This is a genomic window from Thermopirellula anaerolimosa (assembly GCF_054657335.1).
In genome coordinates, this window is the sequence record NZ_BAAHYX010000006.1 from 316,377 (window position 1) to 342,095 (window position 25,719).

Here is a 25,719-nt window from a genome sequence, read left to right on the forward strand (position 1 = left end):
ACGAAGAAGGTCTTATCGGCTTGCCTGGATGGTACACGGATGCAATTCGAGACAGGAACCATGAATAGGAAGCGAATAGGGTTTATCGGCGCAGGCCGAATGGCCCTGGCCTTGGCCGAAGGTTTCCGGCAAAAAAACGTCGTGACACCGGATTGCCTGATGGCCTCGGACGTGTCCGCAGAGGCAAGAGAGCGCTTTCGTGCGGCGACCGGGGCCTCGGTGACGGCGGATAACCTCGAGGTTTTGCGGCGACAAGAGGTGATCTTCTTGGCCGTCAAGCCGCAGTACATGGACGGCGTGCTTCGGGAGTTGGCCGGCCGGGTCTCAGCCGACCGACTCATCGTTTCGATCGCCGCCGGGGTTTCGCTGGCACGCTTGGAGGCCGCATTAGGGAAGGATTGCCGCGTCGTCCGCGTCATGCCGAACACCCCGTGTTTAGTCGGTCAAGGGGCGTCCGGTTATGCGCTGGGTTCCCAGGCCAACGATGAGGACGGGCACCTGGTCGGCGAGTTGCTGTCCGCCGTGGGCGTTGCCGTTCGAGTCGAAGAGCGATTCATGGACGCCGTGACGGCGGTATCCGGTTCCGGACCCGCTTTCGCGTATGTGATGATCGAGGCCATGGCGGATGCCGGCGTTCGCCACGGTTTGCCGCGCGAAACCGCACAAATCCTTGCCGCCCAAACGTTGAAGGGGGCCGCGGAAATGGTCTTGGCGACGGGATCGCCGCCGTCGGTGCTCAAAGAGCAGGTGACGAGTCCCGGCGGAACGACCATCGCCGGTTTGGCCGCTATGGAATCGGCCGGATTTCGGGCGGCGGTTTTCGCCGCCGTGCAGGCCGCTGCCGAACGTTCAGCGCAACTGGGCGGATGAGAGCATGGTGGCGAAAGACGGACGGCGCGCGGTCCGTCGGCAGGGTCGTTACCCTGCAACGTTGAATCGGTACAATAGTGTTTGTCCGTCGGAACGGCGGGGTACGAGGGCAAGACGGATCGCGGGTCGTCGTGTGCGATTCGCTTTCCGGCCCGTGCCGCCGTGCATTGGGCGCATCATGGCGCGACGCGGATCTGGCAATACCGGTTCGGGGAATCCGATAGCATGTCGATGTTCCAGCATCCCGATTATCAATGGCGAGAGACCTGTTTCGTCTATTTTCATCGGGATCATCGCCCCCAACTCAAGCAAGTGATCAAGGCGTTGGAGGCCTTGGACGCCGGATTGGAACTGTCCAATCCTCAGGCCGACGAGCGAGGCTATTTCGAGTCTGTGACCGTGGTCGCTCCGGGCAATCACGCCGCCATGGATGTAGCCTACATTTGCGGCAGCGAAATTCGTGAAGAGGCCGCCAAGTTGGTGAGCGAGCTTTCGCGTGCCGATTTGCAACCGGATGAGCGAACCGAATTGCAACGAATTTTGGACTGCGACGGTCGTTTCGACATTCTCCATTTCGAACAGATCGCCAACGACGATGACGGCGACGACGGACCGGGCGATGAGCTTTTCGATCCTAGTGCTTTGATTCTAGTGCTGGGCGAGTTGTCGCGATTGACCAAGGGGGTTGCGGTGGATCCACAATCCGGCGTCGTTTTATGATCGAGGGCATTACGTCGCCTCGACGGAAAGGGCGGCAATTCTCGGGGATGGAAAGCGCGACGCATCAATTTCCGTGTGACGGATGGCGGCGGTCGACCGGACGAAGCGACCGCCGGTGAGGAAGGAACCTGCGAGGAAAGCAACATGTTGGCCAAAGATATCAAACGCGGCACCATTGTGCGGTATCAAGACGCGCCGTGCCTGATCGAATCGGTTCAAGTGCAAACGCCTTCCGCTCGCGGGGCGGCCACACTGTACAAATTTCGCGCTCGAAACTTGATCACCAAACAAAAGGTGGATATCAACCTCAAGGGCACGGAGGGGTTGGACGAGGCCGACTTCGAGAAGCGACCGGTAACGTACATGTATGCCGACGGGTCGCACGTCCACTTCTTGGACTCGCGCGATTACAATCAGTACTCGCTGGCAAAAGACGACCTGGCGGACGAAATCCACTATTTGAAGGAAGGCTTGGAGGGCATCTTCGCCCTGATCTACGAAGGCGAGTGCGTCGGCGTGGAATTGCCGGTCGCTGTGGAGTTGCAGATCGTCGAGTGCGATCCCTATATTCGCGGCGCATCGGCGACGGGACGCACCAAACCCGCCAAATTGGAAACCGGCTTCGTCGTGCAAGTGCCGGAGTATATGTCGCAGGGCGAAGTGGTGAAGATCGACACCCGAACCGGCGAATTCCTATCTAGGGCCTGAAGAATATCGCGATTCGGCGGAGGCCTTTTCAAACAGGTCCGCCGCATTCACTCCGGTGTTCGATCCTGCGAGCGAGAGGTGCTTTCAACCCGACTCAAGGCCCAACCCTCGGCGAAGACGGTCCGCAGACGCATTCCCGGGGTGATTTCCGCGGAACTGCGTAAGGGGCGTCCGTTCTCTTCGACGTGGGTGACCGTGTAGCCCCGCCTAAGGACGGCTAACGGGCTGAGCGATTCCAACCGATCAGTTGCGGCTTGCCAGCGGTGCCGTGCACGTTCGCAATTTCGCCGGACGGCCAGCATCAGTCGGGTATCCCATTGATCGGCACGCTGGGCGGCGACTCGCAAGCGATCGAGAGGTCGGAGGAAGACCGGATGCCGTGCGAACGAGTCCAATCGCCATCGCGCGGTTTGCAATCGCCCGCGGATCGCGCCCAACAGCCGATTCTCCATGCCCGACATGCGTTCCACGACTTCGCTTTTCGCGGGGAGGACGCGCTGAGCAGCGTCGGTCGGCGTCAATGCTCGCACGTCGGCGGCCAAATCGGCCAGAGTAACGTCGATCTCGTGGCCTACGGCGGAAACCACGGGAATGCGCGATGCCGCGATCGCCCGGACCACCATCTCCGTGTTGAAGGCGGCCAAGTCTTCCAGGCTGCCCCCGCCCCGCGTCAGAACGATGCAATCCGGGGAGTGTGACCAGTGGTTTACCCAGTGGAGTGCCTGGGCAATCTCTTCGGCTGCTTCCTCGCCCTGTACTCGGACCGGCACGATGACGACATCCGCGGCGGTTAGGCGACTGCGTAGGGCGGTCAAGAAGTCGTGGATGGCTGCGCCGCTGGGACTGGTGATGACCGCGATCGTGCGAGAAAACGCCGGTAAGGGGCGTTTGCGATCCGCTGCGAACAAGCCCTCCTTCGATAGCTTTTCCTTGAGTCGTCGCAGCGCCAACTCGAGCGATCCGACACCGGCGGGCGATATCCGTTGCACGACCAACTGGTATCTTCCGTGCGGCGGGTACACGCTAAGCCTGCCGCGGCACAAAACTCGCAAACCGTCTTCGATTGCAAATTTCACCGTGCTCGCCGTACTTGCCCACAACACACAGGGAATCTGCGCGCCCTCATCTTTGAGCGTGAAGTAGATGTGCCCGGATCTCGCCCGCGCCAAATCGGCGATTTCGCCCTCGATCCACAAGGACGCGAAGGCGGACTCCAACACCCCCCGAATCATAGCGGTGACTTCGGAGACGGTGAGGATGCCTGGAGACTCCCCGAGGTTTGTTGGATTGGCCACGATGACGCTGCCTTCGTTGCTCGATTGACAACAAATTCCTGTATCGATCGATGCGGGGCGGATTCCGGCGAGGTGATATCGAATCGGCAGTCAGGCCGAGATTTTGCGGTTGTCTCGGGGGCCTTGGCGTAGTGCGCCTTGGTACTCCATGTCGAATGCAGGGGGACAAACCTGCAATTCGCCGTTCGTTGTTATTGCGGCACAAGCGGCGGTCGGCGGATGGTGGGCGGCCTGACGCCGAAGCGGTCTTTCGCCGGGGATGCGTACTCCAGCGTTCGCCCAGCGTTCCGCTTCGTCGGTCAGCCGATTCAATTCGAGTTCGATCCGGCGACGATATTCCTCGACGCCGTCTCGGTCCAGATCGGCGGGAATCCGCCAGGCACGACCGGTCATCGCTCGCGCGCGAGAAAATGGGCGAGGGATGGCGAAGCGATCCCAGCTTTGCAGTCGCCAAGGCCGATGATAACCGAATCCCATGGCCACGATCGGCATATTCAATCGCGAAGCCAGATAGATGGCGCCCGGGGCCATGTGCCGACGCGGACCCCGCGGACCGTCCGGCGTGATTGTCAAATGTTGGGTCTTGCCTGCCGCCATCATGCCGCGGACGGCCCCCAGTCCGCCGCGTTTCGTCGATCCGCGTACGAAAGCGAAGCCCATCTTTCGGGCGGCCTGCGACAACAAGTCTGCGTCGCGATGCCGTGAAAGCAGCATGGTCAAGTTGCAGTGTCCCCGCAGGTAGAAGGGGAAGAGAATATATTCGTGCCAAAACACATAGAGATTGGGACCCGTGCACTCCGGAAACACGGGGTCCACGGTGGGGTCTTCGTACAGTACCCGATATCGCAGAGTCCCCATCCACGCTTTGAAAGCCGGGAGAATGGCCGCCACGGCTGCACGATTGCCCCATGCTCGCATCGACATCTCGGCCTCCTTGCCTTTATCTGCCCGTAACTTCAACAAAGGCGTCTATTTCGGTGATTGATTCCGGGCCCATGGTAGCAGCAGGAACCTCTTTCGTTCGCTCACTCGGGCCAATCGCCGCGGAAGACTTCGACCGCCGGTCCTGTGAGAAATACGGGTCCCTGCTCACTCCATTCGATGTCTAAGACGCCGCCCGGCAGGCGAACCGAGATCCGGCGGTTCGTGCGTCCCGTCAATACCCCCGCGACGCACACCGCGCAGGCGCCGGTGCCGCACGCGAGCGTCTCACCCGAACCCCGTTCCCAGACGCGAGCTTGTACGGCGCCGGCGGATTCCACGCGAACGAATTCTACATTCACGCGGCGGGGAAACGCCGGGTGACGTTCGATTGCGGCCCCTAGTCCGTGAACAAGATCGTCCGTCAATTTCTCTACAAAAATGACGCAGTGCGGATTACCCATGGACACGCACGTCACGGGCAGGGTTTTTCCGTCCACTTCCAGGGGACAATTCACGGCTCGTTCCAATCCCTCGGCAAGCGTCGTCGGAATGTCGCCGGGTTTCAAAATCGGTTCGCCCATGTTGACCCGAACCTTGTGCACACGATTCATTTCGAGCAGAAGGTCGAGGGACAGGACGCCGCGTCCGGTCTCGATTCGGAGCGGATTGTTGCGGCTGATTCCGCTTTCGTACACGTACTTGGCGACGCAACGCACGCCGTTGCCGCACATTTCGGCCTCCGAGCCATCGGCATTGAACATCCGCATCCGTGCATCAGCGACCTCCGAGGGAGTGATCAAGATCAAGCCGTCTCCGCCGACGCCGAAATGGCGATCGGCGATTTTCGGTGCCAATTCCGCAGGCGGTTGGGGCAGCTTTTCTTGAAAACAATCGACGTAAACGTAATCGTTGCCCGCTCCGTGCATCTTCACGAATCGCATGATGTGCTTTGCCTTGCGTTGCCGAACCTTGTTGCCGAATGGATTCTCGCCCCATCGCTTCTCAAAATCTACGCTCCGACTTGCCGCCGCAAAACCCGCTACGAAGCGAACGCGCGACTGTCGCAGCCCGGTGGCAGGGAAACGGACGTTACGGGACGGCGGCGGTCAACCGCTGACATCCAGCAGGTTTCCGCTCTGACCTGCGGGATCGGGCGGCAGCGACGTCCGCGGTGCGTCGTTGCCGTCGTCGGCATCCTCTTTCGCGATGGGTGATTCCTCCCAAGGCCGTCGTCCGTCGGCATCTCGTTCCGCGGCCTCGTGGTCTTCACCGTCCGTTTGGCCCACTCCGGCGCTCTGTTCCGCCTTCAATTCCACCGCCCGATTGCGGTCTTGATCGGCCGTTTCCTTGGCTCGCTCCGTATCGCCGGCTCGCACTTGCGCCAACGGAGAGCCTGCCGCGCCCGCTCCTACGGATCCCAACGGTCCCATGCTCATGGCAACCTCCTGGAATTCGCGAAATCGAAAATCGGATCGTCATCGTCCTTCAAGGTCGCGCGGCCCTTTTCGTCAGAGAATAGGGCTTCGACGCTGACGCGACTATGATCGATTCTTCGACCGAAACCGTGTTGGAGCTCTGAGCCGGCATGCCGATGGGCACCGGTCGGAATCTTTATGGTATCAAAGGCACGACGTCCCGCAATTGCCGCGAGTTCCGCTCGTCCCCTCTCAACCACTGTAGGGCTTGCCCCACACTGGGCAAGGGATCGCGCCGCACTTGTGGATCCTTGAGCGTCCCGCCCACGTGCACGAGGATGATTTGTTCGCTGGCCCCGCGAAAAACCTCCTTGACCACGGGGATTTTCAGCTCATTCGGCCCGAGAACCGAGCGGAAAGTCAACCGCAGATTGGAATCGAAGTCCATCTCGCCTTGTCCCACGAGACTTACGGCGTCGCCGCGAAACATCAGGCGATCCCAATACAGGTGGTTTCCCGCGATCTGAAACCGGCCTTCACATTCGTTGAAGGCGGTCCGATTCGGGCGGCGAATGCTGAGGATTTTCAGCAAGGCCACCACAAGCGGCAGTTCATAAATATCCGCATCCTTCAACTGGAAATTGCCGTAACCGGTCAAACCCTGGATGCCGCTTCCTTTTCCCTGGAAGGAAACGGCAGCGTAGATCGCGCCCCGAAGATTGGGGGCGTCCACCTGGTGATCTCGAGCCAAAACTCGCAAATCGGCCTGGCTCAGGGAGGCGGAGAACTGGTACTCGAGCAAGGGATAAAAACGAACCCAACCGCCGGCACGGAGCACGCCGTCCCAGAGACGGGCTTCGATGGGCTGCGACGGTTGTCCGGAATCCGGCGCCGCAGCGATGACGTGTCCGAGCAAGAGCCTGTCGTTTTCCAGACGGAAAGGGCCCCGCATTGCCGTGCATTGGATACCCCGAAACGACAACGAATCGAGGTCCAGTTCACCCTCGGTGGTGAATGTTCCCGCCGAATAGCCGCCCCGAAGCGTGATGTTTCCGTGGATGTTCTGGAGGGGTATCTCCGTCCCGGCCGAATTGCCGGCCAGAGTCACCGCGGCGTTCCAAGCGACGCGGAGTTGCGACGGCGTCACCGTCCCATCCGTCGACGCATCCGCCGCGGCGTTCGGCGGGTGGCCGATTTCCATGCTTCCTCGCAGGTTGATCGGTCCGCCGACATTGAGACGTGCCAATCCGTTGCTGACGGATTCCGGCACAGCCGTCATGAGGCTTCGATCCACCACCAGGCGATCGATCCACAAGTCCTCCAATCGTAATCGCCAGGCGCCGCCCGGATTGGTTTCGCAAAACGCGCGGGCTTGAAAGGAGCAGTTTCCGTGCCGACCGCGGAGGTTCTCGACGGATACGGCGCCGTTTTCGAACCGAAGCGTGCCTTGAAGGTTTTCCAGACGGTAGGGGAAAGCGACCGGTTCCAAGGCGGTGCGAGCATCGCTGGGAGTGGCCGAGAAGTAGATCTCGCCGCCGCCGTAGTTTCGGTAGACGTAGAGGCCGTCTGCGACATCGACGGTACCCTCGGGACGCAGGCTGTCCCAGACCTGCCGCCATTCCTCCTTGGGCAAGGCTTCGCGAAGATCGCCGTCCAAGCGGATTTGTCGCCCGTCGAAACGCAAGGAGAATACCGAGCCTCTTTCATCCGGAATCAAGTTTCCCGCTGCCTGGATCTGAGAATTGCCGTGCGTGCCTTTCAGGTCCCGAAATTCCCAGACGTCGCCGCGCTTCTCGATACGCCCGGTAATGTCGGAAATGGCGTACGGAAAGCCCGTGAACTTGACGGAGCACTGCCGCAAATCGATTTGTATTTGGGTGCGAGGCTTTGCGCCCGGCGCTTCTTGTCCAATGCCCAGCCAGACGTCGATCTTGCCAGCGGCATGCAAGGCACGCAACAATTCTTGCGTGCCAGGGTTGAGAACGGCTGAAAACAGCCGGTCCGTTAAGGGGATGCTTCGGCCTGTGACCGACAAGCGTGCTTGGGAGATGCCGAGAGGATTAAGAATATGTCCGCGAATCTCCACGGGTTGATTGTCCGCTCGCGCCGTGATGTTCACGTCCAGTCGGTCCTCGGACAAATCCAATCGCAAGTAGCCTTGGGCCTTTTGCAGGCGATAGGGGAACTCCGCGTAGGCGAAGGAGGCGTCGAGCAAATCCATTCGGATGAAACCGCGGGGATGCGAAGCAGCCCACTCGAGTCGGGTAGTCAGATTGACCATTCCGGCGGGGAAGACTTTCGACCATTGTCGCTGCAATGCCGCGGGCAACAGTGGTTTCAAACCCGGCGCCACTTCCAGATTGGTGACGGTTGCATCCAAAAGTAGCGGTTCGAACCTCTCGCCGAAGCGAGCCTCCGCTTGGCGAATCTGAATTTGAGTTCCGCCCCACACGGCCAGGACCTCATCCAATCGGACGGCCTCGTCGGTAATCCGAAATCGGCCCGCAACGTCCGTGAAGGGATGAGCTACAAGCGGCGCATCCCATCGCCCTTGGAGAAATTGCCCGGCAAGATCGAATCGCAGCGGTTTGGGAGCGGCCGAGTCGTAGAATATGCGAAATCCGAACGCCGCTTGGGCGCGAAGATTCGTCAACAGGGATAGCCGATCGGATATCCGCTGCGGCAGCGCGGTCCAAAACTCGGGCGACACCTCCAAAGAGTCGACCGTGCCCTCCAGATTCATCTGCAAGGTATGCGGATTGATTGTGCCCTCGATGTTGACGCGTCGCAGGAAGTCGCCGGTAAAAGTCCCGCTCAGGCGGCGAATGTGAGAATCCGACGAACCTGCGGATGGAGTACCGCCGGGAAGCCCCCAAATCCGCAATTCGACGTCCCGCAAGGCCAGGCTGCCCGGACCTGGGCGAAGTCCGAGGATTTCCAAGGTGCCGCTTTCGATTTCGATCGGCGGCGGATTACGACTGAACTGCGGCAAAGGCAAGAGGGACGAAAAATTCCAGGTCGTTGCATCGACCTGTACGGCCCGTATCCGCGGACGGCGTACACGAACCGTTTGGACCGTGACATCGCCCTGCCACAATCGTTCCAGCGTGGCCGAGAAACCAATAAACACTTCCTCGATCTCGCAGATCTCCCTCGTTTCGGCGTCCAGTCGCGGATCGCGAATGCGAATCCCCTTGAGCTGGATTCCCTCGCCCGATATCCATACCGCGGAGCGCAACCGCAGGTCGAGGTTCGGGTAGCGGGAGGAGAATTGTCGTTCGATTTCCGTCCGGAGGAGAGAATCCACCTGGTGAAAAAAGTAGAAGTAGGCGCCTCCGACCAGCATAGGGAGGAGGACAAGTGCCCATTGGAGCACGGTCAGTAGCGGTCTTCTCTGTTTGCGTATTTTTTTCACGGCGAAGGACGCTCGCCCGACTTGTGCTCATCGGCGAGAAGCGGAGGTATCTGTTCTCGATTGGCTCGATGCCCTGCCGATCGTAGGGTGTCGATCGTGTGGAGGAGAACCGGCGAGGCTGCAGCGATCAGGCCGAATATGACCGGTTGGCGGTATCGTACGGAACTGACGAAAACCGCGTGCAACAGCGTGAAATACACCGCCGGCAACCAGCAGGTTACAACGGCGATCCCTCGTGCACGACCCAGCACAAGCCCTGCCGCCGCCGGGATGATGACGATCAAGAACCCCGCCGCCATGACGAGATTCACGGGGAACGTATTGAAGGTCCGTTCGTTGGGAATCGGACTCCAAAACCGGCGTAGCTTAACAACGGCCAACCGCAGAAATTGATCGGGATTTTCCCTCGCCCAGCGCAGGGCTTCTCGGCGGAGACGGCGGTCCACCTCCAATTCCACGGCGAGCGGGTCGGTCGCACCGACGCCCAGAACTTGCTTCGTTTCCTCCACGGCGGTCTCCATGAAGTCCATGTTGCTACCGCCGTCGGCGTTGGGATTGCAACCGTCGTAAAGGCTCGGTCCGACCTGCGTCGTTGTCAAGATCCAGCGACCGGTCACCGAGTAATTGCGGATCCACCAGGGCAGTAGTACCACGACGGCTATCCCCCCCGCTAGCGCAAGCAGACGCAGGGGCACGGCCTTGCGATCGACGATGACTAGGAAAGCGAACGCGAAAGGCGGCCACAACAGCGCACTGGGGCGAATCAAGACGGCGATACCTGCCGTCAAGCCGACACAGGCCGCCCAATGCCACGCCGCCGGCGATCGCGCGAAGCGTATCAAAGCGGCCAGACAAGCCAGATGAACGATCCAGACCGGGCAGAAGGCCGCCTCACTGAGGATGGGTACCGAGGAGAGTACGCATTCGGGATGGATAGCGGCGACAAAGGCGGCACACCATCCCACGCGATCGTCCCACAGCAACGCGGCAAGGCGTCCTGTGGCAATGACTCCCAGGGTACCGAGGATCGCGCCGAGGACCCGCGCCGCGAATAAGGGCGGCGATTCCCCCGCGATCAGGAACAGGGGAGCCAGCACGAGGGGATAGCCGGGCGTCCGAAAGACGCGGCCGTATTCGCCGTAACGAAACGGCTCTCCATGTGCCGCGGCCCGAGCCAAGTGCCAATAGCTGACGCTGTCGCCGAAGACGAGTCGACCCTGAAATCGCCAATCCCAGGCAACCGCGGCGCCCAGGCGAACCGAGAGCGCAAGGCCGATCAAAGCAATCCAGAGCCGTCGCCTACTTGTATGCACGGATTCGCCGTTTCCATCCATGTCTCGGCGTCAGGGCCTACTCCTCGGAATCGCCGGGGTGGCAATCGGGGGAGTTCGATCCAACGATCCCCGAGGCAGGCTGCTGGAAACGAACAGTTTCCCGATTGTGATTTCAGCATGTTACCGTCAGAACTTCACATCGGTCAACATGGCTTCAATGTGGAGGTTTGGGAGGAGTATGTCAGCGGGAATGGCCGGAGAGTGTGGAAAATGTTCATAACGGTTCTGGACATCGGCGGTGCGTCAGGTATACTCAATCCCAATCGCATGAAGTGCTTGCACCGGTGTCAGTGCCAATGCCGCGAGTGCCCGGTGCGACGAAGGTCTTGTTTTGCGTCTTAGTGCAACATTTCCCCGAGGAATGAGAGGAGGATCGCAATGGCTGGAATGCTTCCGGACTATGTGGCCTCGGCCAAGCCCGTGCCGAAGGAAAATCGAACGCCTTGGTACGCCAGTACCGCACCAACCTATGCGGGCATTTTCCTTTGGTTCGTGTTTTGGCACCAAGTGCCCGTCATCAAGGAGTTGGTGGGAGGGAGCGGCATTCCCTTGACCGCCGGCGGCGCGCTGTCGCAGGGCATCGGAATCGCTCTTCTGGCCCTGGTGGTTTCCGCATTGTTGTGCCACTACCTCTTCTATCTTGTGCCGGGCAATTTGGGCGTGAAGACGGGCCTGCCGCTGTACATCGTGGGAACTTCGACTTACGGCGTACAAGGCGGATTCATCATGCCGGGATTCCTCATGGGGTGTTTGCAGTTCGGATGGTTGGCGGTCAACGCCTTTTTCACCGCCGGTTTGTTGTGTGCTCCCTTCGGCGTGGGTTTTGGCAGCCCAACCTACGCCGTGGTGGCCGTCGCGTTCATCGTGTTGGCAACGTTCATGGGGCTGAAGGGGATCCAGTACGTCGGGCGAGTGGCGACCTATCTGCCGCTCTTCCCGTTGACGATCCTCATCGTGTTGGCTCTGGTCTCGGTGGGCGGACTTGTTCAGTTCGACCATAAGAAACTGGTGGAAGCCGGCAAGGAACCTCTGCCTGCCGCGACGCAAACGGAATCGGGGGCGGAAGCCCAAGCGGTTCAAGCACCGAAAGCCGCCGATGCTTTGACCGTGTGGGGTGTGTTTGTGGCCATCTCCACCTATGTCGTCGGCTTCTTTGCCACCGCCGGAGCGGCAGGCGTCGATTTTGGAATGGGCAATCGCGACGAAAACGACGTCAAATGGGGCGGCCTGGTCGGCATTGCCGGAGCCATCATCCTGACGGGCGGTCTGTCTCTGCTCATCGCAGCGGGCGCAGCGGGGGCCGGTCTGCTCGATAAACCGCCGGTCTTGCAGACGTCAACGATTATGGGCAAGCTGGCTCCGAGTCTGGGAGAGGCCGCGCCGGGCGTCTTCTGGTATCTGCTGGCCATCGCGGCGTTTCCGCCTGCCTGTTTCTCCAGCTTCATCGCCGCGAACAGTTTCAAGACCACTTTGCCGAAGGTCAATCCGTTTGTTTCGTGCGGTATCGGCGCCCTGGTGGCGATCGTGCTGGTGTTGAGCGGTTACGCAGGGAATGCGGCAGGTGTGTTTACGATCATCGGTGCTTCCTTCGGCCCGGTTTGCGGCGCCATGGCGGCTGATTACTTACTGGCCGGGAAACGTTGGGCCGGTCCCCGGGCGGGATTCAATCCGGCGGGCTGGATCTCCTGGGTCGTGGGTTTCGTGGTGGGCGGCATCGATCTGGTGCTGGGGACGAGCTATGTGCCTTGTCCGCCTGTCGCTGCGTTCATCGTCGGGTTCGTGCTGTACGGGGTGCTCGCCCTAGCCGGGCTCGAGACGCAAACCCTCGAGATGCCCGCCAAAGAGGCCTGAGGCACGAGAGGCCCCTCTCTTGGCAACGGACCGCCGTTCGGGGATCAGGTCCGGGGCTTTTGGGGAAACGTTGTTCCCTATCGCGCCATAGCGGCAGGGAAAGCGAAAACGATCGTTGCAACGAATAGTGCCCTGGCGGAGCCTTCTTTCGGTAGAGGGCTTCGCCGGATTCTTGTTTGTTGAGGACCGACGATGCGAGCGACGACCTTTCTAGCGGTCTTGGCGAGCTTGGGTCTGTACGGCATGGTTTGCGGCGAAGCGCCGGAGAATCGTCCCAATGTGCTCATCATCATGGCGGACGACTGCACCTATAACGATTTGCCCATCTACGGCGGCAAGAACGCGCGGACGCCACACCTGGATCGTTTGGCTCGCGAGGGGCTGGTCTTCGATCGTGCTTATCTAAGCATGGCAATGTGCCAACCGTGCCGCGCCGAACTGTATACGGGCTTGTATCCTATGCGGAACGGTTGCTGTTGGAACCATTCGGCGTCTCGAAGGACGATTTCCAGCATGCCGCAGCATTTGGGGCGGTACGGATATCGCGTCGGACTGGCTGGAAAGGTCCACGTGGAACCGCGAGAGGTTTTTCCTTTTGAGCAAGTTCCCGGCTTTTGTCCCAATTGCGTGGCCAATCCAACGCCGCCGCATGACTTGGCCGGAATTCGCGAGTTCATGACGCGCCGGTCGGATCAACCGTTTGCCTTGGTGGTGGCTTTGGTGGAACCGCATGTACCCTGGGTGATGGGCGACGCGTCGCAATACCCCGTCCGTCGCCTGCAACTCCCCCCGCATATCGCCGACACGCCGAAAACACGGTCGGATTTCGCGGCGTACCTGGCGGAAATCACCTATATGGACGGGCAAGTCGGGGAGATTCTCGAATTGCTGGATGAAATAGGCTTGCGAGAGAGCACGCTGGTCCTGTTCACTTCCGAGCAGGGTGCGCAGTTTCCCGGTTGCAAGTGGACCAATTGGGACCTCGGCGTGCATACGAGTTTAGTGGCGCGCTGGCCGGGCAAGGTGCCCGAGGGAAAGCGAACCGCGGCACTCGTCCAATACGCGGATTGGTTGCCGACTCTGCTGCGGCTTGCAGGGATGCCGGATTCGGAAACCAAGGCGTTCGACGGTCGCAGTTTTCTGGGCGCGCTTCTCGGCCGAGAGCAAAAACACCGCGATTACGTCTATTTTGCACACAACAATTTTCCCGAAGGCCCGCCGTATCCCATCCGGTCCGTCTCCGACGGCGAGTGGCACTACATTCGTAACCTGACCCCTCAAGAGATCTATATCGAAAAGCACGTCATGGGCCTTCAGGGAGGCGGGGCCTTGAACAATCCGTACTGGCCGACCTGGGTAGGCTCTTCCTGGAATAGTCCGCGGACGTACCAACTTGTGAAGCGATATGTTGTTCGACCGTCCGAGGAATTGTACCGTACGACCGACGATCCGTTTGAGATGACCAATCTGGCCGAGGACCCGCAGTACGCCGCGGTCAAGTCGCGACTGTCGAACGAGTTGGATCGCTGGTTAGCGGGACAACGGGATCCTGGCATTCCTCTCGACACGCCCGAGGCACACAGCGGCATGAAACAAGGCCAACCGCTGTTCTGAACAGCCTCGTGAATGCGATTGGAAGGACTCGGACGGCGACGTTCGTTGCGGCTTTTCCAAGGATCGGCTTGCGACGGGGCCTACTCTTGAGCGGCAAGCGTGCCGGGCTTCCAGTTGCGGGCCAAATCCACGTCGTTTTCCACGTGGGAAGAAATGGCACGAAGATCGCCCCGACCCACACGATTGAGTAATTGCGGTTGATACCGTCGGTAAGCGGTATCGGCATAAGCCCGCCAGTGATCTCGTGCCTCTTCCAGGCGGGCCACGGCAGAAGACCGTCGCTCCTGTTGACCGGACAGATCGAATAGGTACAAGGCGACCGCCCCCTCGATCTTCGCGGCATAGTAGTTGCCCAGGTGCGCCATTGCCGTAATGTCATCGAGTGTTTCTCGAAGCTCACGATCATCGCCCGGGTCGATCGCCGCGGCGAGTCGCAATGCCGCCTCGGCATGAGCACGGAGTTGCTCGGCCACCTGTAAGGGCGTTATGCGGGGAGATTGGTCGAGCAAGTTTTCAAGAACGACGCCGCCTTCGCCTCGTGGTGTCGAGTACCGTTGCCGACTCTTGCCCATTGCCGCATCGCCGTACTGCCGCACGTCCAGGATGCCGCTGCCCGGCATGGTTCGTCCCGTAATGAAGTCCCGTACGGTGTGAAAACCCTTGTATCGGGTGGGATGGCTGATGCAGGCCTCCGGAAACCACTGAAAGTCGTAGTCTTCCCAGTGAAAACGGTTGACGAGAGGGATGATTTGCGAGGACTCCCGCAGTGCTTGGAACAATTCTGGGGCATGGGCTTGGCGAAACCTCGCCGTCAGCACACGCTCAAAATGCTCATCCGGCAACGTGGGGTCGAAGCTCAGGCGTCCCCAAAGCATGAACGTGTACCAAAGGCGTTGGATTACCAGCGGGCGGGGACCGTTCGGATCATTCTTCAGAAAGTCGCGTCCCCAGCAATAACCGTCGGGACCCATGTAGAATCCCGCCGTACGGTTTTCTCCGGGCATGGCGCGGATATAATCCCGGGCATAGTCGGGGTCTCCCCACTGAAAGCTATAAATGTCGTCGTTGCGGACGGTAAGCCACGTTCGGAGACCGGCGGGCATGCGCGGCAGAACGGTTTGAATGAAGGGTGGATTCGGCATCGAGTACATGTGGGCAATCGAATACTTGAAGCTGACGTCGAACGGGCCGGGGTAGTCCTTGAACGCTTGCAGAATTTCGTCCAAGCCCGTTTGGTGAAAGCGGTGAATCAGGCGGAATCGCCGCTCCGGTTGCTCGGCGAGGGCGTCGCGAATTCCCTCGCCGTAGGTCTGCCACAGCCATTGTTCGCGAGTCAAGCGTCCGTCGCCGCCTCGCTCCATCTGCTCGCCCGCCGTCACGCCGATTCCGGCCAAAAGCGGGTACGTACGCACCGTCTCGCGGACGCTGGCACGAAAGTAGGCGATCGTCGCAGGATTGTCCTGTTTCGCGGTGATGCCGTATTTGCCGTCGGTGCCCCATACGAAGATGTTCCATGTGAACCAATACACTTCGACGCCGCGATCGCGGGCGTATTGCATGACATCCCGCCAGAAGGCGATTTTCTCGTCGATCGTAATCCGCTTGACGACCTCGTGATCCGCCAACATCGCCGGACGAACCATGTCGCTTCCGGTCAACGCAAAGGACGAATCGAGGCGAACGCGGGTCCGCCACACATCGTTGAGCGCGATGTCGGGGAACTCGGGAACCTTCACGATCGACGGGAAGGGGTGAAGGTTCCAAAGAGAGAGCACGTTGTAGCGGTGGCGTGCCATCTCGTCCAGCATGTCCCGCCAAAAATCCATGCTCCACACTTCGGGAATGTTGGCCTGAAAGGAATCAGCCGCGTCCGAGTAGCTGGGCGTACGCAGATCGAGCGGAATGTTGAACTTGATTCCGCGCCGCTCGATGTACGGTCGACGCACGCCTTCGGCCAAATGCTTTAGGGATCCCAGCCGAATCGCCTCGGCGACGTCCAAGCCGCCGTACATCGCGCCGGTCGCATCGCCTCCGACGACGCGGACCGATTCGGCCGAGTCTGTTTCGATGCGATAGCATTGCGGCCCGAGTTCCGCCGGGTTGATTTCCAGCGTCACCGTTGCGCGGATATCGCGGTCGCGTGCAGCCCTTTGAATCTCTTCGACCGCAAAAGCCGTTTGCGGTCGATCGACGTCTCCCAGTACCTCGATCCGAGCCGATCGTGTTTGATCAGCGGCGGACGACGCTGCTCGGGCGAATGAGGGCGGCGTCCAGGAAATCAACGCAATTCCGAGAAAAACCCAGCTCGGCCGTATGTCGAAACGATAGTGATGCATTGTGCGATATCCTCACTCACCTCTCGCGAAGCGCCCCCTCATTTGCTGAATTTCGTGCCGGATGAATAACCCGAGCAAGACGGATTATATCTGCGATACAATGGGGCCGATACCGTGGCGGCGCGTGGGCCATCGTCCAGGTTTGCTCGCGGTCAGTTTCCGGGCTAAAGTCTAGGCTTAGCCAACGAGGTCGAAACCCATTCGGACGACGTGGGTACCTTTGGCCCGAACGTGCGCTGTTTCATGACGTGGATCGTTAACGAAAATGGGACGAAATCGATGGGCATGCACATACGAAACCTTGCGGCGACCGGGATTGGCCAAGGGTGTCGCCGAGTGTCAGCGTGTTCATGGCTATTGGCCATCGTTGTCGGCCTTGCATTTCCGACTGGGAACTTGCCTGCTGCAAGCGCGCGGTCGCATGAGTTCGGTGTCGCTAAACCCAACATCATCATCGTCCTGGCCGACGATCTTGGTTACGGCAGCGTAGGGTTCCAGGGCGCGCCGAGCAATCTAGTGGAAACGCCGAACCTAGATCGACTTGCCCGCGAAGGGATGCGATTCACCGACGCCAACACCCCGTCGTCGGTGTGTACGCCGACACGCTACGGATTGTTGACCGGGAGATACTGTTGGCGAAGCCCCTTGAAGCAAGGCGTCGCGAACGTCTTGGATCCGCTCTTGATTGAGACGGATCGCCCCACGCTCGCGTCGCTGCTGAAGCGGCACGGTTACCATACGGCCATGATCGGCAAATGGCACTTGGGATATGGCATGAGCAGGCCGGTGGATTTTACGGGCGTACTCAAGCCGGGCCCGCTGGAATTGGGTTTCGACTATCAATTCGCCGTCCCCCAAAACAACGGCGACATGACCGGGGTCTATGTTGAGAACCATCGAGTATTCGGCCTTCGGTCCGCCAAGCGAGACCCGAATCCGGGTACGACGTTCTACGGTTCCCCCTATCTGGGCTTGGATGCCCCGCAGCGAGACGATACTCGCAATATGCCTCTGCTTACCGACAAAGCCCTTGCTTGGCTGCGTCAAGTTCCGCGAGATGAGCCGTTCTTTCTGTACTTTGCCGCCACCGCGGTACATGAACCGATTACGCCGTCTGCGGAGGTGGCGGGGAGCACGGCGGGCGGACCATTCACCGATTTCATTCGCGATGTGGACCGTACGGTGGGACGCCTCCTCAAGGCCTTGGAGGAACGCGGCGCGGAAAGAAACACGCTGTTTCTATTCACGAGTGATAACGGCGGCGTACTTCCGCCCGCAAATCCCCAGGCCGCCGATCGCAATCCCGCGATCCGGCAGGCCGTGGAGGCCGGACTGAAGGTGAACGGCGACTGGCGCGGTGGGAAACACTCCATTTGGGAGGGCGGATTTCGCGTACCCTTTGTGGTGCGCTGGCCGGAACGGGTTCCCTCCGGTACCCGCTGCGATCGTATGATCGGCCTGATCGACGTTTATGCAACGGTGGCCGAGTTGCTCGGTGAACCGCTCGCCGCCCCTGATCCTGCCAAGGCGGAAAGCCTACCGGCACCGGACAGTATGAGTTTTCTTGCCTTGCTTTACGATCCGGATGCCCCTCCGCCGCGAGAATCGCTGATTCTGCACAACGCAAAAGGAGTTTTCGCCATCCGTCTTGGGCCGTGGAAATACGTCGAGGGAAAACCTTTCGCTAGGGTTACGCCGGCCCAACTCAAGAACCATCCCGAATATCATCCGCAACTCTACAACCTCGAAAGCGATCCCGGCGAAACGGCGGACGTGTTGGCGCGATTTCCGGAGAAGGCCGAGCGAATGGCAACTCTGCTGGAAAAGCTGCGTGCATCAGGCTTCAGCCGATAAGGCTCGCGGTCGGGGGACGACGACGATAAGCGACCGCTCGGCTTGTTGACGCGAGTCTTCGTCCCCTAGAATGACGGCATCGCCGACGTTATTTCCAAATGCCGGCGCTCTCGCCCCGCGAGAAGTAATGCGGTTTATCCGACCGGAAAGAGGCTTTTCAACCGATAACAACGGTACTCGGAGATGCGAGATGACGGAGAAGCACCAAAACGAGGTCTCGCGTGGCAAGTGGCTCAGCAAGGGGATTCTTTCGACTTCGGTCGCGGGAGCTGTCGGCGCGGCATTGCCGCACGTCCATGCCGCCGAAGATAACACGATACGCGTCGCGCTGATCGGTTGCGGCTTTCGCGGCACCGGCGCCGTCTCCAACGCCCTTTCCGTGGAGGGTGTGCCGGTTCGGCTGACAGCCATGGCTGACGTGTTCGAGAGCCGAATCGAGTCCAGCTTGAAAAACTTGACCGGTGCCGTGGAAGCACGGTACGACCGCTTGGCCCACGAGGGATACGAACGGCAAATCGAGGTTCCCAAAGATCGGCAATTCGTGGGATTCGACGCCTACAAAAAGGCGATGGACTGCCTGCGGCCGGGGGATATCGCCATTCTTGCCACGCCTCTCGCTTTCCGTTGGCTTCATTTCGGCTATGCGGTGGAGCGAGGGCTGAACGTGTTTATGGAAAAGCCGCTGACGGCGGACGCCGTGACCTCTCGCCGGATCTTGGAGGTCAACCGGCAGGCGAAGGCGAAAAACCTGAAAGTCGGCGTCGGTCTCATGTCCCGACACGCTCGAAACCTGCAACAACTCCGCCGGCGAGTTCTCGACGGAGAGCTTGGCGACATCCTGTTGATGCGGGCATACCGAATGCACGGACCGGGAGGGACGGCCTTTTCGCAAAGATGGCCGGGAACTCCCAGCGAGTTGTTGTGGCAGATTCAGAGATTCCACTCGTTCCTTTGGGCGGGCGGCGGGGTCTTCAGCGATTTCTACATCCACCTCATCGATCACTGCTGTTGGCTGAAGGACGCTTGGCCGATCAAGGCGCAAGGAATCGGCGGTCGTCACTTTCGCGGAGACTGCGTCGATCAAAACTTCGATTTCTACAACGTCGAATACACCTTCGCCGACGGATCAAAGCTGCGTTTCAACGGGCGCTGTATGCACGGGACCTTCGGCGCGTTCTCGAGTTTTCTGCACGGCTCGAAGGGGTGCGCGATCGCTTCTCGCATCAACGATTGCGGCGGACCTTCCAGCATGTACCGAGGCCAAAGCTTCGAAAAAGCGGACCAAGTCTGGCAGTCCGACGTCCCGCCGGGGGAAATCAGCCCGTATCAGAATCATTGGAATGCCTTGATGGCCGCGATTGTCGAAGACAGGCCCTTCAACGAAGTGGAAAGCGGCGTGATGGCCAGCCTCGTCACTTCGATGGGGCGCAAGGCTGCTCATACGGGTATTGAGGTCACCCTCGACGACATGCTCAGCAGTTCCGAGGAGTATGCGCCCGGACTGGAGCACTGGACGGAGGACTCGCCGCCACCGTTGCGGGCCGACGCTGAGGGCCGATATCCCATTCCGCAACCGGGAATCGTGACAGACCGAGAATACTAACTCGCCGTGCGACCGTATTGAAGCGGTCGCAGACGAATCAGTCGCGGCGGGTACGGCTACCAATCTTAAGCCGGGTTCGATCGCATCGCGGTCAACCGCCGGACACTCCGGCGACCGGTTCGAGTTTGACGTGGGTGTCGTAAAAGCTCACACTGCCGCCGACCGGGTCGAACATGCAGGTGTTCTTCACCAGTGGGTCGGTCCACATGGCGGCGTTGGCATGGATTCCCAGGGTGCGGCGTTTTTCACCCCGAATCACGACGCCGTCGATCTCCACGTCGGATGCCCCTGTGGCCCAGTGCCCGAACCCCAGGGCAAAGCTGACGACTCCGGGCCGGATGGTTTGCGTCAACACGATTTTGCCGATCATCGGCTTGCTTCCGGCTTCGCCCAGGTCATACTCGCCGCGGGCATTGGTGGCGCTGGTGACCCGGACAAGTTGCCCGTTGGCGAGGCCGAGGCGTTCCGCGTCCCGGGGATTGATCAAGATTCCGTTCTCGGGCATCAGGGCGGACAGCCACGGGTCGGCAATCGTGCGGCTTTTCGTTTGGCTGATCACGCGATGCGTAATCATGGCCAATTCGTAGTCCTTGCGGTACTCGTCGGGTTCTTTGCCCTCGAACGTGCGGATCGGTATATAGCGTGCATACCCGGGATTGTGCTGACCGGTTCCGGCGTGAATCGTGGAAGCCGTCTTCTCTTGGTAGAGGTTGAGTAGCGCCCCGTAGGGATTACCGGCTCGATCCCCGCGATAACCTTTTTCGTAATCGTCGAAACGGCCTCCGCGAGAGAGCACGTACACCACCTTGGGCCACATCTTTTCGCCGACGATGCTTTGCCAGCGAGCGGGGTCGAACACGCCGGCAGGCAGATGCCGTCGAGCGGCCAAGAATATTTCCATCTCGCGCGCATCGGCGTCGGGAACGTTTTGGGATCCGTCCGGCTTTTCTCCGAATGCCAGATTCGCCACGGCTCGCAGGTACAAGTCGTCGGGATGCTTCAAAGGCAGGCCCTCCCCGAAGCCTGTTTCACCGAATCCGGGAAGATTCAGCCGCTCCGCGATGCCGAGCAACAAGGCCTCGAAACTGATGGGGATCTTATGCCCGAATACGGTGCAGTCCTCCGGGATGGGTGCGATGACCGGTTGACGAACGGGTTGAACCTTTTGCGGGATATTTGGGTGGCTGCCCTGAAACTCCCAGCGTTCCAAAAAGCTCAAGTCCGGAAAGATGTAATCAGCGTACATCGAGGTGCTGCCGATCAAGATGTCGACCGCGATGTACAGCGGCAACTTCTCGGTATCGCACAGGACCGCCGTATTGGTGTGCCCGGCTGGCAGTGCGTAGTTGGGCGCTCCCATGTACGTGAACAACACCTTGACCGGGTAGGGGTAGGCATCTCCTATCGACGGGATGATTTCCTCGTAGACGTCGCTGGACAGGGGATACCAATTTCGCTTGGCAGGATAACCCGAGAAGAGCGTGGTTTTTTCGTAGTCGATGCCGTGCCGAATGGAACTGATCCCAAAGGCCGTAATTTTGTTGGGATGGGCAGTGAGGTCGAATAGTTTGCCTTTGCCCTTGATATCCCAGGTTGCGGCCTTGATCATGCCGCCCTTGGCGTCGAAGTTGCCCAAGAGCATGTTCAGCGTCATCCAGCTCAGTACGTTGTAAAAGCCGTTCGTGTGCTGAGCGGGACCGCGATGGACATCGACGCAAGCCGCTTTTCCGTAGCTGGTCAGTTCACGAGCCACGGCGATGAGGTCCGTCTCCTTGACGTCCGCCAAAGCCGCCCAATCCGCGATGGTCCGTTCACAGGCGGATTCGTAAAGAATCTGCAATGCGCTCTTGACGACGGTGCCGTCGGGCAGGGTGGTATCCACGAAGAGATCGCCGTACACCGGGGTCGCGTCGTCGTTGGGATCGACGGGCGTCGGCTTGCCGTCGACCATGACCAGCAGGAACTTCTCGGAGTATTCGCCTTTGCCGTCCGAAGTGGGGCGAGTTTGCGGTTCCACCAACGCTCCACCGTCGATCTTGACGTCCGCAGCACGCACGAACTTTCCCGGCACACCGTCGTGGATCGCCACCAACCACGAGGCGTTGGACCAACTGTTTTCGCCCGAAGCGAGAGCAGCGGCCTTGTTCGCGCAGCTCAAGAATTTGGCGTCGTAGCGTTTTTCCTCGATAATCCAGCGGATCATGGCCATGGCCGCCGCCGCATCCGTGCCGGGCTTCAAGGGCAACCACTTCCAGGCTTTGCCGGCCAACTTGCTAAAGCGCGGATCGGCCACGGCGATCTTGGTTCGACCGCTCACCAAGTTGCCCGTTAGTCGAACGGTTCGATTGGGTGGACCGTAGTTGGCTTCAAATAAATTGGCACCGACAAAAAGAATGAACTTGGCGTTTTCGGTATCGGCTTGCCAATAGAATTTTTGACCGTTCGTAAATTTCCCGTCCACGTACTGCTCGCTGACGGCCTTACAGGTGAAATACAGCGAGCCTTGGCAAACGGTCGTATGACCGTGAGCGTTGACGGTGCCCAAAGCCGCGGCGAAGCGCTTGTACAAGTCGCCGCGACCGTCTTTCAGTCGCCCCCATGCCACGACGACCTGATTGTTCTTGGGGCCGAGGTCCGGGTGGTCCGGGTCGATGAGCACATCCAGATGGGCCGCGTGTTTTTCCTTGAACGCCGCGACCAGAGCCTCTTTCTTGGCGGGGTCCTTCTCGTTCCAGATGGCCTTGATGTCCGCGTCCATGGCCCTTGGCGACATCCGGGGCTTTCAGGGCGAGGCAGGCGGCCAGTCCTTCGACTTGGCGATTTTCCTCGCCGGGGACGTGTCGAAAAAGCGTGCCGCCTTCACAGATTTCTTTGACGGCCTGTTCGAACGGAATCGTGATCCATTTGTTTTCCCCTCGCTTGCCCGCTCGCTTGAGCACTCTGCGAATGCGGTAAGGATCGTACGCGGTTTGCAAACCGGCCTGACCCTTCGGGCAGATCGCACCGTCCACCGCCGCGGCATCGCTCGGAGGGGTCGCGTAGGGGAGATGCGGGAGGAGCGTCCACGGGTTGTAAGGGTTGCCGTCGATCTTGGTGACAAAGCCGTCTTGTATCTTGCACTTGATGCCGCAACCCGTGTTGCACTGAAGGCAGGCGCTATAGATCACGGTCTCAGGTTGGGCCGGTTCATAAGGAGCATCCGGACGCCGACTATTCAAAATGGAGTGCTCTTTCCCGTCGGTATCGCCCGCTCCCAAGGCGGTGGCCGGATTCGCAATCGCCGAAAGCATACCACCGCCCAATAGCGCACCGCCCGCCAAGAATCCGCGACGTGTTTGATTCTTTGAGTGGTTGATATTCTTCATGTTGAGCCTCAATATTTTTCAGTCTTGCGAGCCGAAGCGTCGCGCCGCCAGATCGTTGATCTTGTTGCCGACGAAGAAAACCGCCATTCCTACCGCAAGCAGGAATAGTCCCACGAAATACTCCATGGGCGTAGCATGGTAGATGTACTTTAGCCGCTCGTGATGGAAGGCCTCTTGCAGTCCCTCCAGTTCTCCCACGGCCTGACCGGGTATTAGCACGTTTAAACGTGCGCTAATGAAGCAAACCGCCACGAGCACGGCAGCGATCCACCAAAAATCCTTTCTCCGTGTAAGAAACAGCGCGAATGGGAGGATACCTCCCAGAATGAGATGCACGATCCAGAAGACCCACCAGTATGGTCCGCGGAGGATCAACTCGATGGCGGGCGCGTGCACTTCGGGATTCCATAGGGCGATCGAAAACTCGGCGAATTCAAAGACGAAATACACCGCCAGGCCGATCAAAGTCACGATGCGCAAGCGATTCAAAGCCGCCTCATGTTCCTGAACGGATTCGGCGCCGGGGCCGAGCAGAGCACGCACGGCGAAAAGTGCGGCGCATCCTGCGGTAATCGCCGATGCCAGGAATAACATCGGCAACAGAGCACTATGCCAGAAACCTTTGGCCTCCACCACACCGAAAAAGGCGCCGCTTTGACTGGGGAACAGGATGGAGAACAGGATGGCCGGCGCTAGTAAGGGTTTGAGCCATCCCGAGTTCGGCTGAAACGAAAGCAGCCAACAGACTGCGGCCAAGATGATGAAAGCCGTGTACATCCAGGCATTCAGCGTCATCATGCTATTGAAATTAGGGGAAAGAAAGATATAAGAAGCGCGTTCCATGTGCCCTAAATCCAGCCAAACTCCCATGAAGGCCGGAATGATAGCCGCCACCGAAAGCACAATCACCATCCGCAACGTGGCTGGATGGCGAAAGCCGGGCCAATCCAGCAGAAAACCGCCGGCACCCAATAGGAAGGCTCCGCCCGCGATGCCGACGCCGTGGAAATAAATCGCCACCCACAAGCCCCACGGTACGAAGGAACCGTAACCCGCCGGCAAATGGCCCATGGCCCATCGCTGATAGACTCCCACCAAGCCGACGGCAAGGGCGATCAGCCACAAAGCCCAGAGCGCGTACTTGATCGGCGGCGAGATAGGACGGGAATACCCCATCGGTTCCACTGCATTTGTTGAGTGTGCCGACGTCATGTTCGAAACCTCTCTAACGATTTGTCGCAAAGCAATCCGCCGTGGATATATCTGACCAATTACGCGATGTAGAAGACTCGCGGACTGGTGCCTTTGTGCGGCAATAGCACGTAAACGTTATTCTTGGCGATCAATTCCGTCACCAACGCATCGGGGTCGGATGCGTCACCGAAGTATGTGGCGCGGCCGATGCAAGTGGTTACGCACATGGGCAATTGCCCGACTTCGAGCCGATGCAGGCAAAAATGGCATTTGCGGGCATTGCCGACCGGGCTTTGATGTTCCTTGCGACTCCACTCCTTGCCATATTCGTGGTTCGGAAGATTCTCGAGCGAGTGATCCCGGCCCTTGACTGCGGACCCGTCCGCGCCGACCGCGGCACCGTCCTCGTAGTGCAAGCCGAAGTCGCTGGTACGTGCTCCATAGGGACATGCGGTGAGGCAATACCGGCAACCGATGCACTTATCGTAATCCACGATGGTCACGCCGTCGGGGCGTCGCCAAGTAGCCTTGACGGGACAAACCGGCACGCACGGCGGCTTCTCGCATTGCATGCAGGGGCGAGGCGTAAACTTCAAGTGAACGTTGGGGAATTCGCCTCGTTCTTCGGTGATCACGGGCCGATACACCACGCCGGGCGGAAGCTTGTTTTCCGCAACGCAACCGATCGTGCAGGCATGACAACCCACGCACTTCCGTTGGTCGATGACCATGACCCAACGGCGTTGCTCGACGGGTTTGGCCATAGCCTTCACCAGATCGCGCTGCATTCGCAGCAAAACATCCTCGTCGAATCTCGGTTCGACGTTGCTCAGGACCGTCAATTGCCGCACCGTATCCTCGCCCTGCGGATCGCCGGTATCGCGATTCAACCTTGCCCGCGCGACCAAGGTGCCGGTGGCCAGCACTCCGACTGCCGTAAGAGCCCCGGCTTTGACAAGCTCACGTCTTTCCATGGTCATTTGCATACCTCCGCTGAACGCGAAACCAATGATGGCGTCCACCACGAAACGCCGTAAAGATTAGCATACGGTCCACGACAATGCAATCAGACAAAATAGACAAAAGTCTCCGCTTGCGTCTATACGAAAAAACCTGCTGTTGTGTTCCTCGGAATGAAATTAATAAACGAGAATGAGTCTCAGTTGCATGGGCCGATTAATAAGTCCCGCACGCACACAAATTTCTATAAAGGATCGTCCA

Annotated in this window: 17 protein-coding genes and 1 pseudogene; 7 read left to right on the forward strand and 11 right to left on the reverse strand. The window is 59.6% G+C overall.

All coding sequences use genetic code 11. The annotated features are described in order from the left end of the window. Window positions 1-60: 60 nt before the first annotated feature. The 3 genes from proC to ACYQ6J_RS07385 all read left to right on the forward strand — a co-directional run bounded on the left by proC (window position 61) and on the right by ACYQ6J_RS07385 (window position 2,298). Window positions 61-870, forward strand: coding sequence for a pyrroline-5-carboxylate reductase (gene proC / locus ACYQ6J_RS07375; RefSeq protein ID WP_460183538.1), 810 nt, complete (start codon window positions 61-63; stop codon window positions 868-870). 225 nt (window positions 871-1,095) lie between these two features. Then, window positions 1,096-1,590: a hypothetical protein gene (locus tag ACYQ6J_RS07380; RefSeq protein ID WP_460183539.1), complete on the forward strand. Its 495-nt coding sequence runs from the start codon at window positions 1,096-1,098 to the stop codon at window positions 1,588-1,590. A gap of 144 nt (window positions 1,591-1,734) precedes the next feature. Then, window positions 1,735-2,298 carry an elongation factor P gene (locus tag ACYQ6J_RS07385; protein WP_460183540.1) on the forward strand — a complete coding sequence of 188 codons (564 nt, stop codon included), beginning with the start codon at window positions 1,735-1,737 and terminating at the stop codon, window positions 2,296-2,298. Window positions 2,299-2,345: 47 nt separating this feature from the next. Here the strand turns inward: ACYQ6J_RS07385 and xseA are convergent, their stop codons facing one another. From xseA to ACYQ6J_RS07415, 6 genes are all read right to left on the reverse strand, one after another. Next, window positions 2,346-3,593, reverse strand: a complete 1,248-nt coding sequence (gene xseA, locus ACYQ6J_RS07390; RefSeq protein ID WP_460183541.1) for an exodeoxyribonuclease VII large subunit — start codon at window positions 3,591-3,593, stop codon at window positions 2,346-2,348. A 90-nt stretch (window positions 3,594-3,683) separates the two neighbouring features. Beyond that, on the reverse strand, window positions 3,684-4,517 hold the full coding sequence (locus ACYQ6J_RS07395) for a lysophospholipid acyltransferase family protein (protein WP_460183542.1): 834 nt from the start codon (window positions 4,515-4,517) through the stop codon (window positions 3,684-3,686). A gap of 101 nt (window positions 4,518-4,618) precedes the next feature. Further along, window positions 4,619-5,458 (reverse strand): diaminopimelate epimerase, encoded by an 840-nt coding sequence (dapF, locus tag ACYQ6J_RS07400; protein ID WP_460183543.1) that lies wholly within the window; start codon window positions 5,456-5,458, stop codon window positions 4,619-4,621. Window positions 5,459-5,623: 165 nt separating this feature from the next. Continuing rightward, window positions 5,624-5,953, reverse strand: a complete 330-nt coding sequence (locus ACYQ6J_RS07405; RefSeq protein WP_460183544.1) for a hypothetical protein — start codon at window positions 5,951-5,953, stop codon at window positions 5,624-5,626. A gap of 175 nt (window positions 5,954-6,128) precedes the next feature. Continuing rightward, complete coding sequence (locus ACYQ6J_RS07410; protein WP_460183545.1) at window positions 6,129-9,347, reverse strand: hypothetical protein; 3,219 nt, start codon at window positions 9,345-9,347, stop codon at window positions 6,129-6,131. Beyond that, complete coding sequence (locus tag ACYQ6J_RS07415; RefSeq protein ID WP_460183546.1) at window positions 9,344-10,660, reverse strand: ArnT family glycosyltransferase; 1,317 nt, start codon at window positions 10,658-10,660, stop codon at window positions 9,344-9,346. Before ACYQ6J_RS07415 ends, ACYQ6J_RS07410 begins: the two co-directional genes overlap by 4 nt. 399 nt (window positions 10,661-11,059) lie before the next feature. Here ACYQ6J_RS07415 and ACYQ6J_RS07420 point away from each other — a divergent pair, with 399 nt between their 5' ends. Both ACYQ6J_RS07420 and ACYQ6J_RS07425 read left to right on the forward strand, forming a co-directional pair. Further along, window positions 11,060-12,532 carry a cytosine permease gene (locus ACYQ6J_RS07420; RefSeq protein ID WP_460183547.1) on the forward strand — a complete coding sequence of 491 codons (1,473 nt, stop codon included), beginning with the start codon at window positions 11,060-11,062 and terminating at the stop codon, window positions 12,530-12,532. 192 nt (window positions 12,533-12,724) lie between these two features. Beyond that, a complete protein-coding gene (locus ACYQ6J_RS07425; RefSeq protein ID WP_460183548.1) occupies window positions 12,725-14,146 on the forward strand; it encodes a sulfatase family protein in 1,422 nt (473 codons plus the stop codon). 80 nt (window positions 14,147-14,226) lie between these two features. On the opposite strand, the gene ACYQ6J_RS07430 is transcribed toward ACYQ6J_RS07425, so the two are convergent. Then, window positions 14,227-16,482 carry a hypothetical protein gene (locus tag ACYQ6J_RS07430; protein WP_460183549.1) on the reverse strand — a complete coding sequence of 752 codons (2,256 nt, stop codon included), beginning with the start codon at window positions 16,480-16,482 and terminating at the stop codon, window positions 14,227-14,229. A gap of 396 nt (window positions 16,483-16,878) precedes the next feature. Between ACYQ6J_RS07430 and ACYQ6J_RS07435 the strand changes: the two genes are divergently transcribed. Both ACYQ6J_RS07435 and ACYQ6J_RS07440 read left to right on the forward strand, forming a co-directional pair. Then, window positions 16,879-18,336, forward strand: a complete 1,458-nt coding sequence (locus tag ACYQ6J_RS07435; RefSeq protein WP_460183550.1) for a sulfatase family protein — start codon at window positions 16,879-16,881, stop codon at window positions 18,334-18,336. A gap of 190 nt (window positions 18,337-18,526) precedes the next feature. Next, complete coding sequence (locus tag ACYQ6J_RS07440; protein WP_460183551.1) at window positions 18,527-19,939, forward strand: Gfo/Idh/MocA family protein; 1,413 nt, start codon at window positions 18,527-18,529, stop codon at window positions 19,937-19,939. Window positions 19,940-20,030: 91 nt separating this feature from the next. Here the strand turns inward: ACYQ6J_RS07440 and ACYQ6J_RS07445 are convergent, their stop codons facing one another. The 4 genes and pseudogenes from ACYQ6J_RS07445 to ACYQ6J_RS07460 form a co-directional block, all read right to left on the reverse strand. Continuing rightward, complete coding sequence (locus tag ACYQ6J_RS07445; protein WP_460183552.1) at window positions 20,031-22,697, reverse strand: molybdopterin-dependent oxidoreductase; 2,667 nt, start codon at window positions 22,695-22,697, stop codon at window positions 20,031-20,033. A 262-nt stretch (window positions 22,698-22,959) separates the two neighbouring features. Then, window positions 22,960-23,304 (reverse strand): annotated as a pseudogene (locus ACYQ6J_RS07450) (hypothetical protein); the annotation flags it as partial. An 18-nt stretch (window positions 23,305-23,322) separates the two neighbouring features. Beyond that, complete coding sequence (nrfD, locus tag ACYQ6J_RS07455) at window positions 23,323-24,516, reverse strand: NrfD/PsrC family molybdoenzyme membrane anchor subunit (protein ID WP_460183553.1); 1,194 nt, start codon at window positions 24,514-24,516, stop codon at window positions 23,323-23,325. Between the two features lie 59 nt (window positions 24,517-24,575). Continuing rightward, window positions 24,576-25,478 carry a 4Fe-4S dicluster domain-containing protein gene (locus ACYQ6J_RS07460; RefSeq protein WP_460183554.1) on the reverse strand — a complete coding sequence of 301 codons (903 nt, stop codon included), beginning with the start codon at window positions 25,476-25,478 and terminating at the stop codon, window positions 24,576-24,578. Window positions 25,479-25,719 lie beyond the last annotated feature (241 nt).

Bases quoted from the DNA above. Each gene is read 5' to 3' on its own strand.
- proC (WP_460183538.1), top strand. From the start codon at position 61: ATGAATAGGAAGCGAATAGGGTTTATCGGCGCAGGCCGAATGGCCCTG.
- ACYQ6J_RS07380 (WP_460183539.1), top strand. From the start codon at position 1,096: ATGTCGATGTTCCAGCATCCCGATTATCAATGGCGAGAGACCTGTTTC.
- ACYQ6J_RS07385 (WP_460183540.1), top strand. From the start codon at position 1,735: ATGTTGGCCAAAGATATCAAACGCGGCACCATTGTGCGGTATCAAGAC.
- ACYQ6J_RS07395 (WP_460183542.1), bottom strand. From the start codon at position 4,517: ATGTCGATGCGAGCATGGGGCAATCGTGCAGCCGTGGCGGCCATTCTC.
- dapF (WP_460183543.1), bottom strand. From the start codon at position 5,458: ATGCGATTCGTGAAGATGCACGGAGCGGGCAACGATTACGTTTACGTC.
- ACYQ6J_RS07405 (WP_460183544.1), bottom strand. From the start codon at position 5,953: ATGAGCATGGGACCGTTGGGATCCGTAGGAGCGGGCGCGGCAGGCTCT.
- ACYQ6J_RS07420 (WP_460183547.1), top strand. From the start codon at position 11,060: ATGGCTGGAATGCTTCCGGACTATGTGGCCTCGGCCAAGCCCGTGCCG.
- ACYQ6J_RS07425 (WP_460183548.1), top strand. From the start codon at position 12,725: ATGCGAGCGACGACCTTTCTAGCGGTCTTGGCGAGCTTGGGTCTGTAC.
- ACYQ6J_RS07430 (WP_460183549.1), bottom strand. From the start codon at position 16,482: ATGCATCACTATCGTTTCGACATACGGCCGAGCTGGGTTTTTCTCGGA.
- ACYQ6J_RS07440 (WP_460183551.1), top strand. From the start codon at position 18,527: ATGACGGAGAAGCACCAAAACGAGGTCTCGCGTGGCAAGTGGCTCAGC.
- ACYQ6J_RS07445 (WP_460183552.1), bottom strand. From the start codon at position 22,697: ATGGACGCGGACATCAAGGCCATCTGGAACGAGAAGGACCCCGCCAAG.
- nrfD (WP_460183553.1), bottom strand. From the start codon at position 24,516: ATGACGTCGGCACACTCAACAAATGCAGTGGAACCGATGGGGTATTCC.
- ACYQ6J_RS07460 (WP_460183554.1), bottom strand. From the start codon at position 25,478: ATGACCATGGAAAGACGTGAGCTTGTCAAAGCCGGGGCTCTTACGGCA.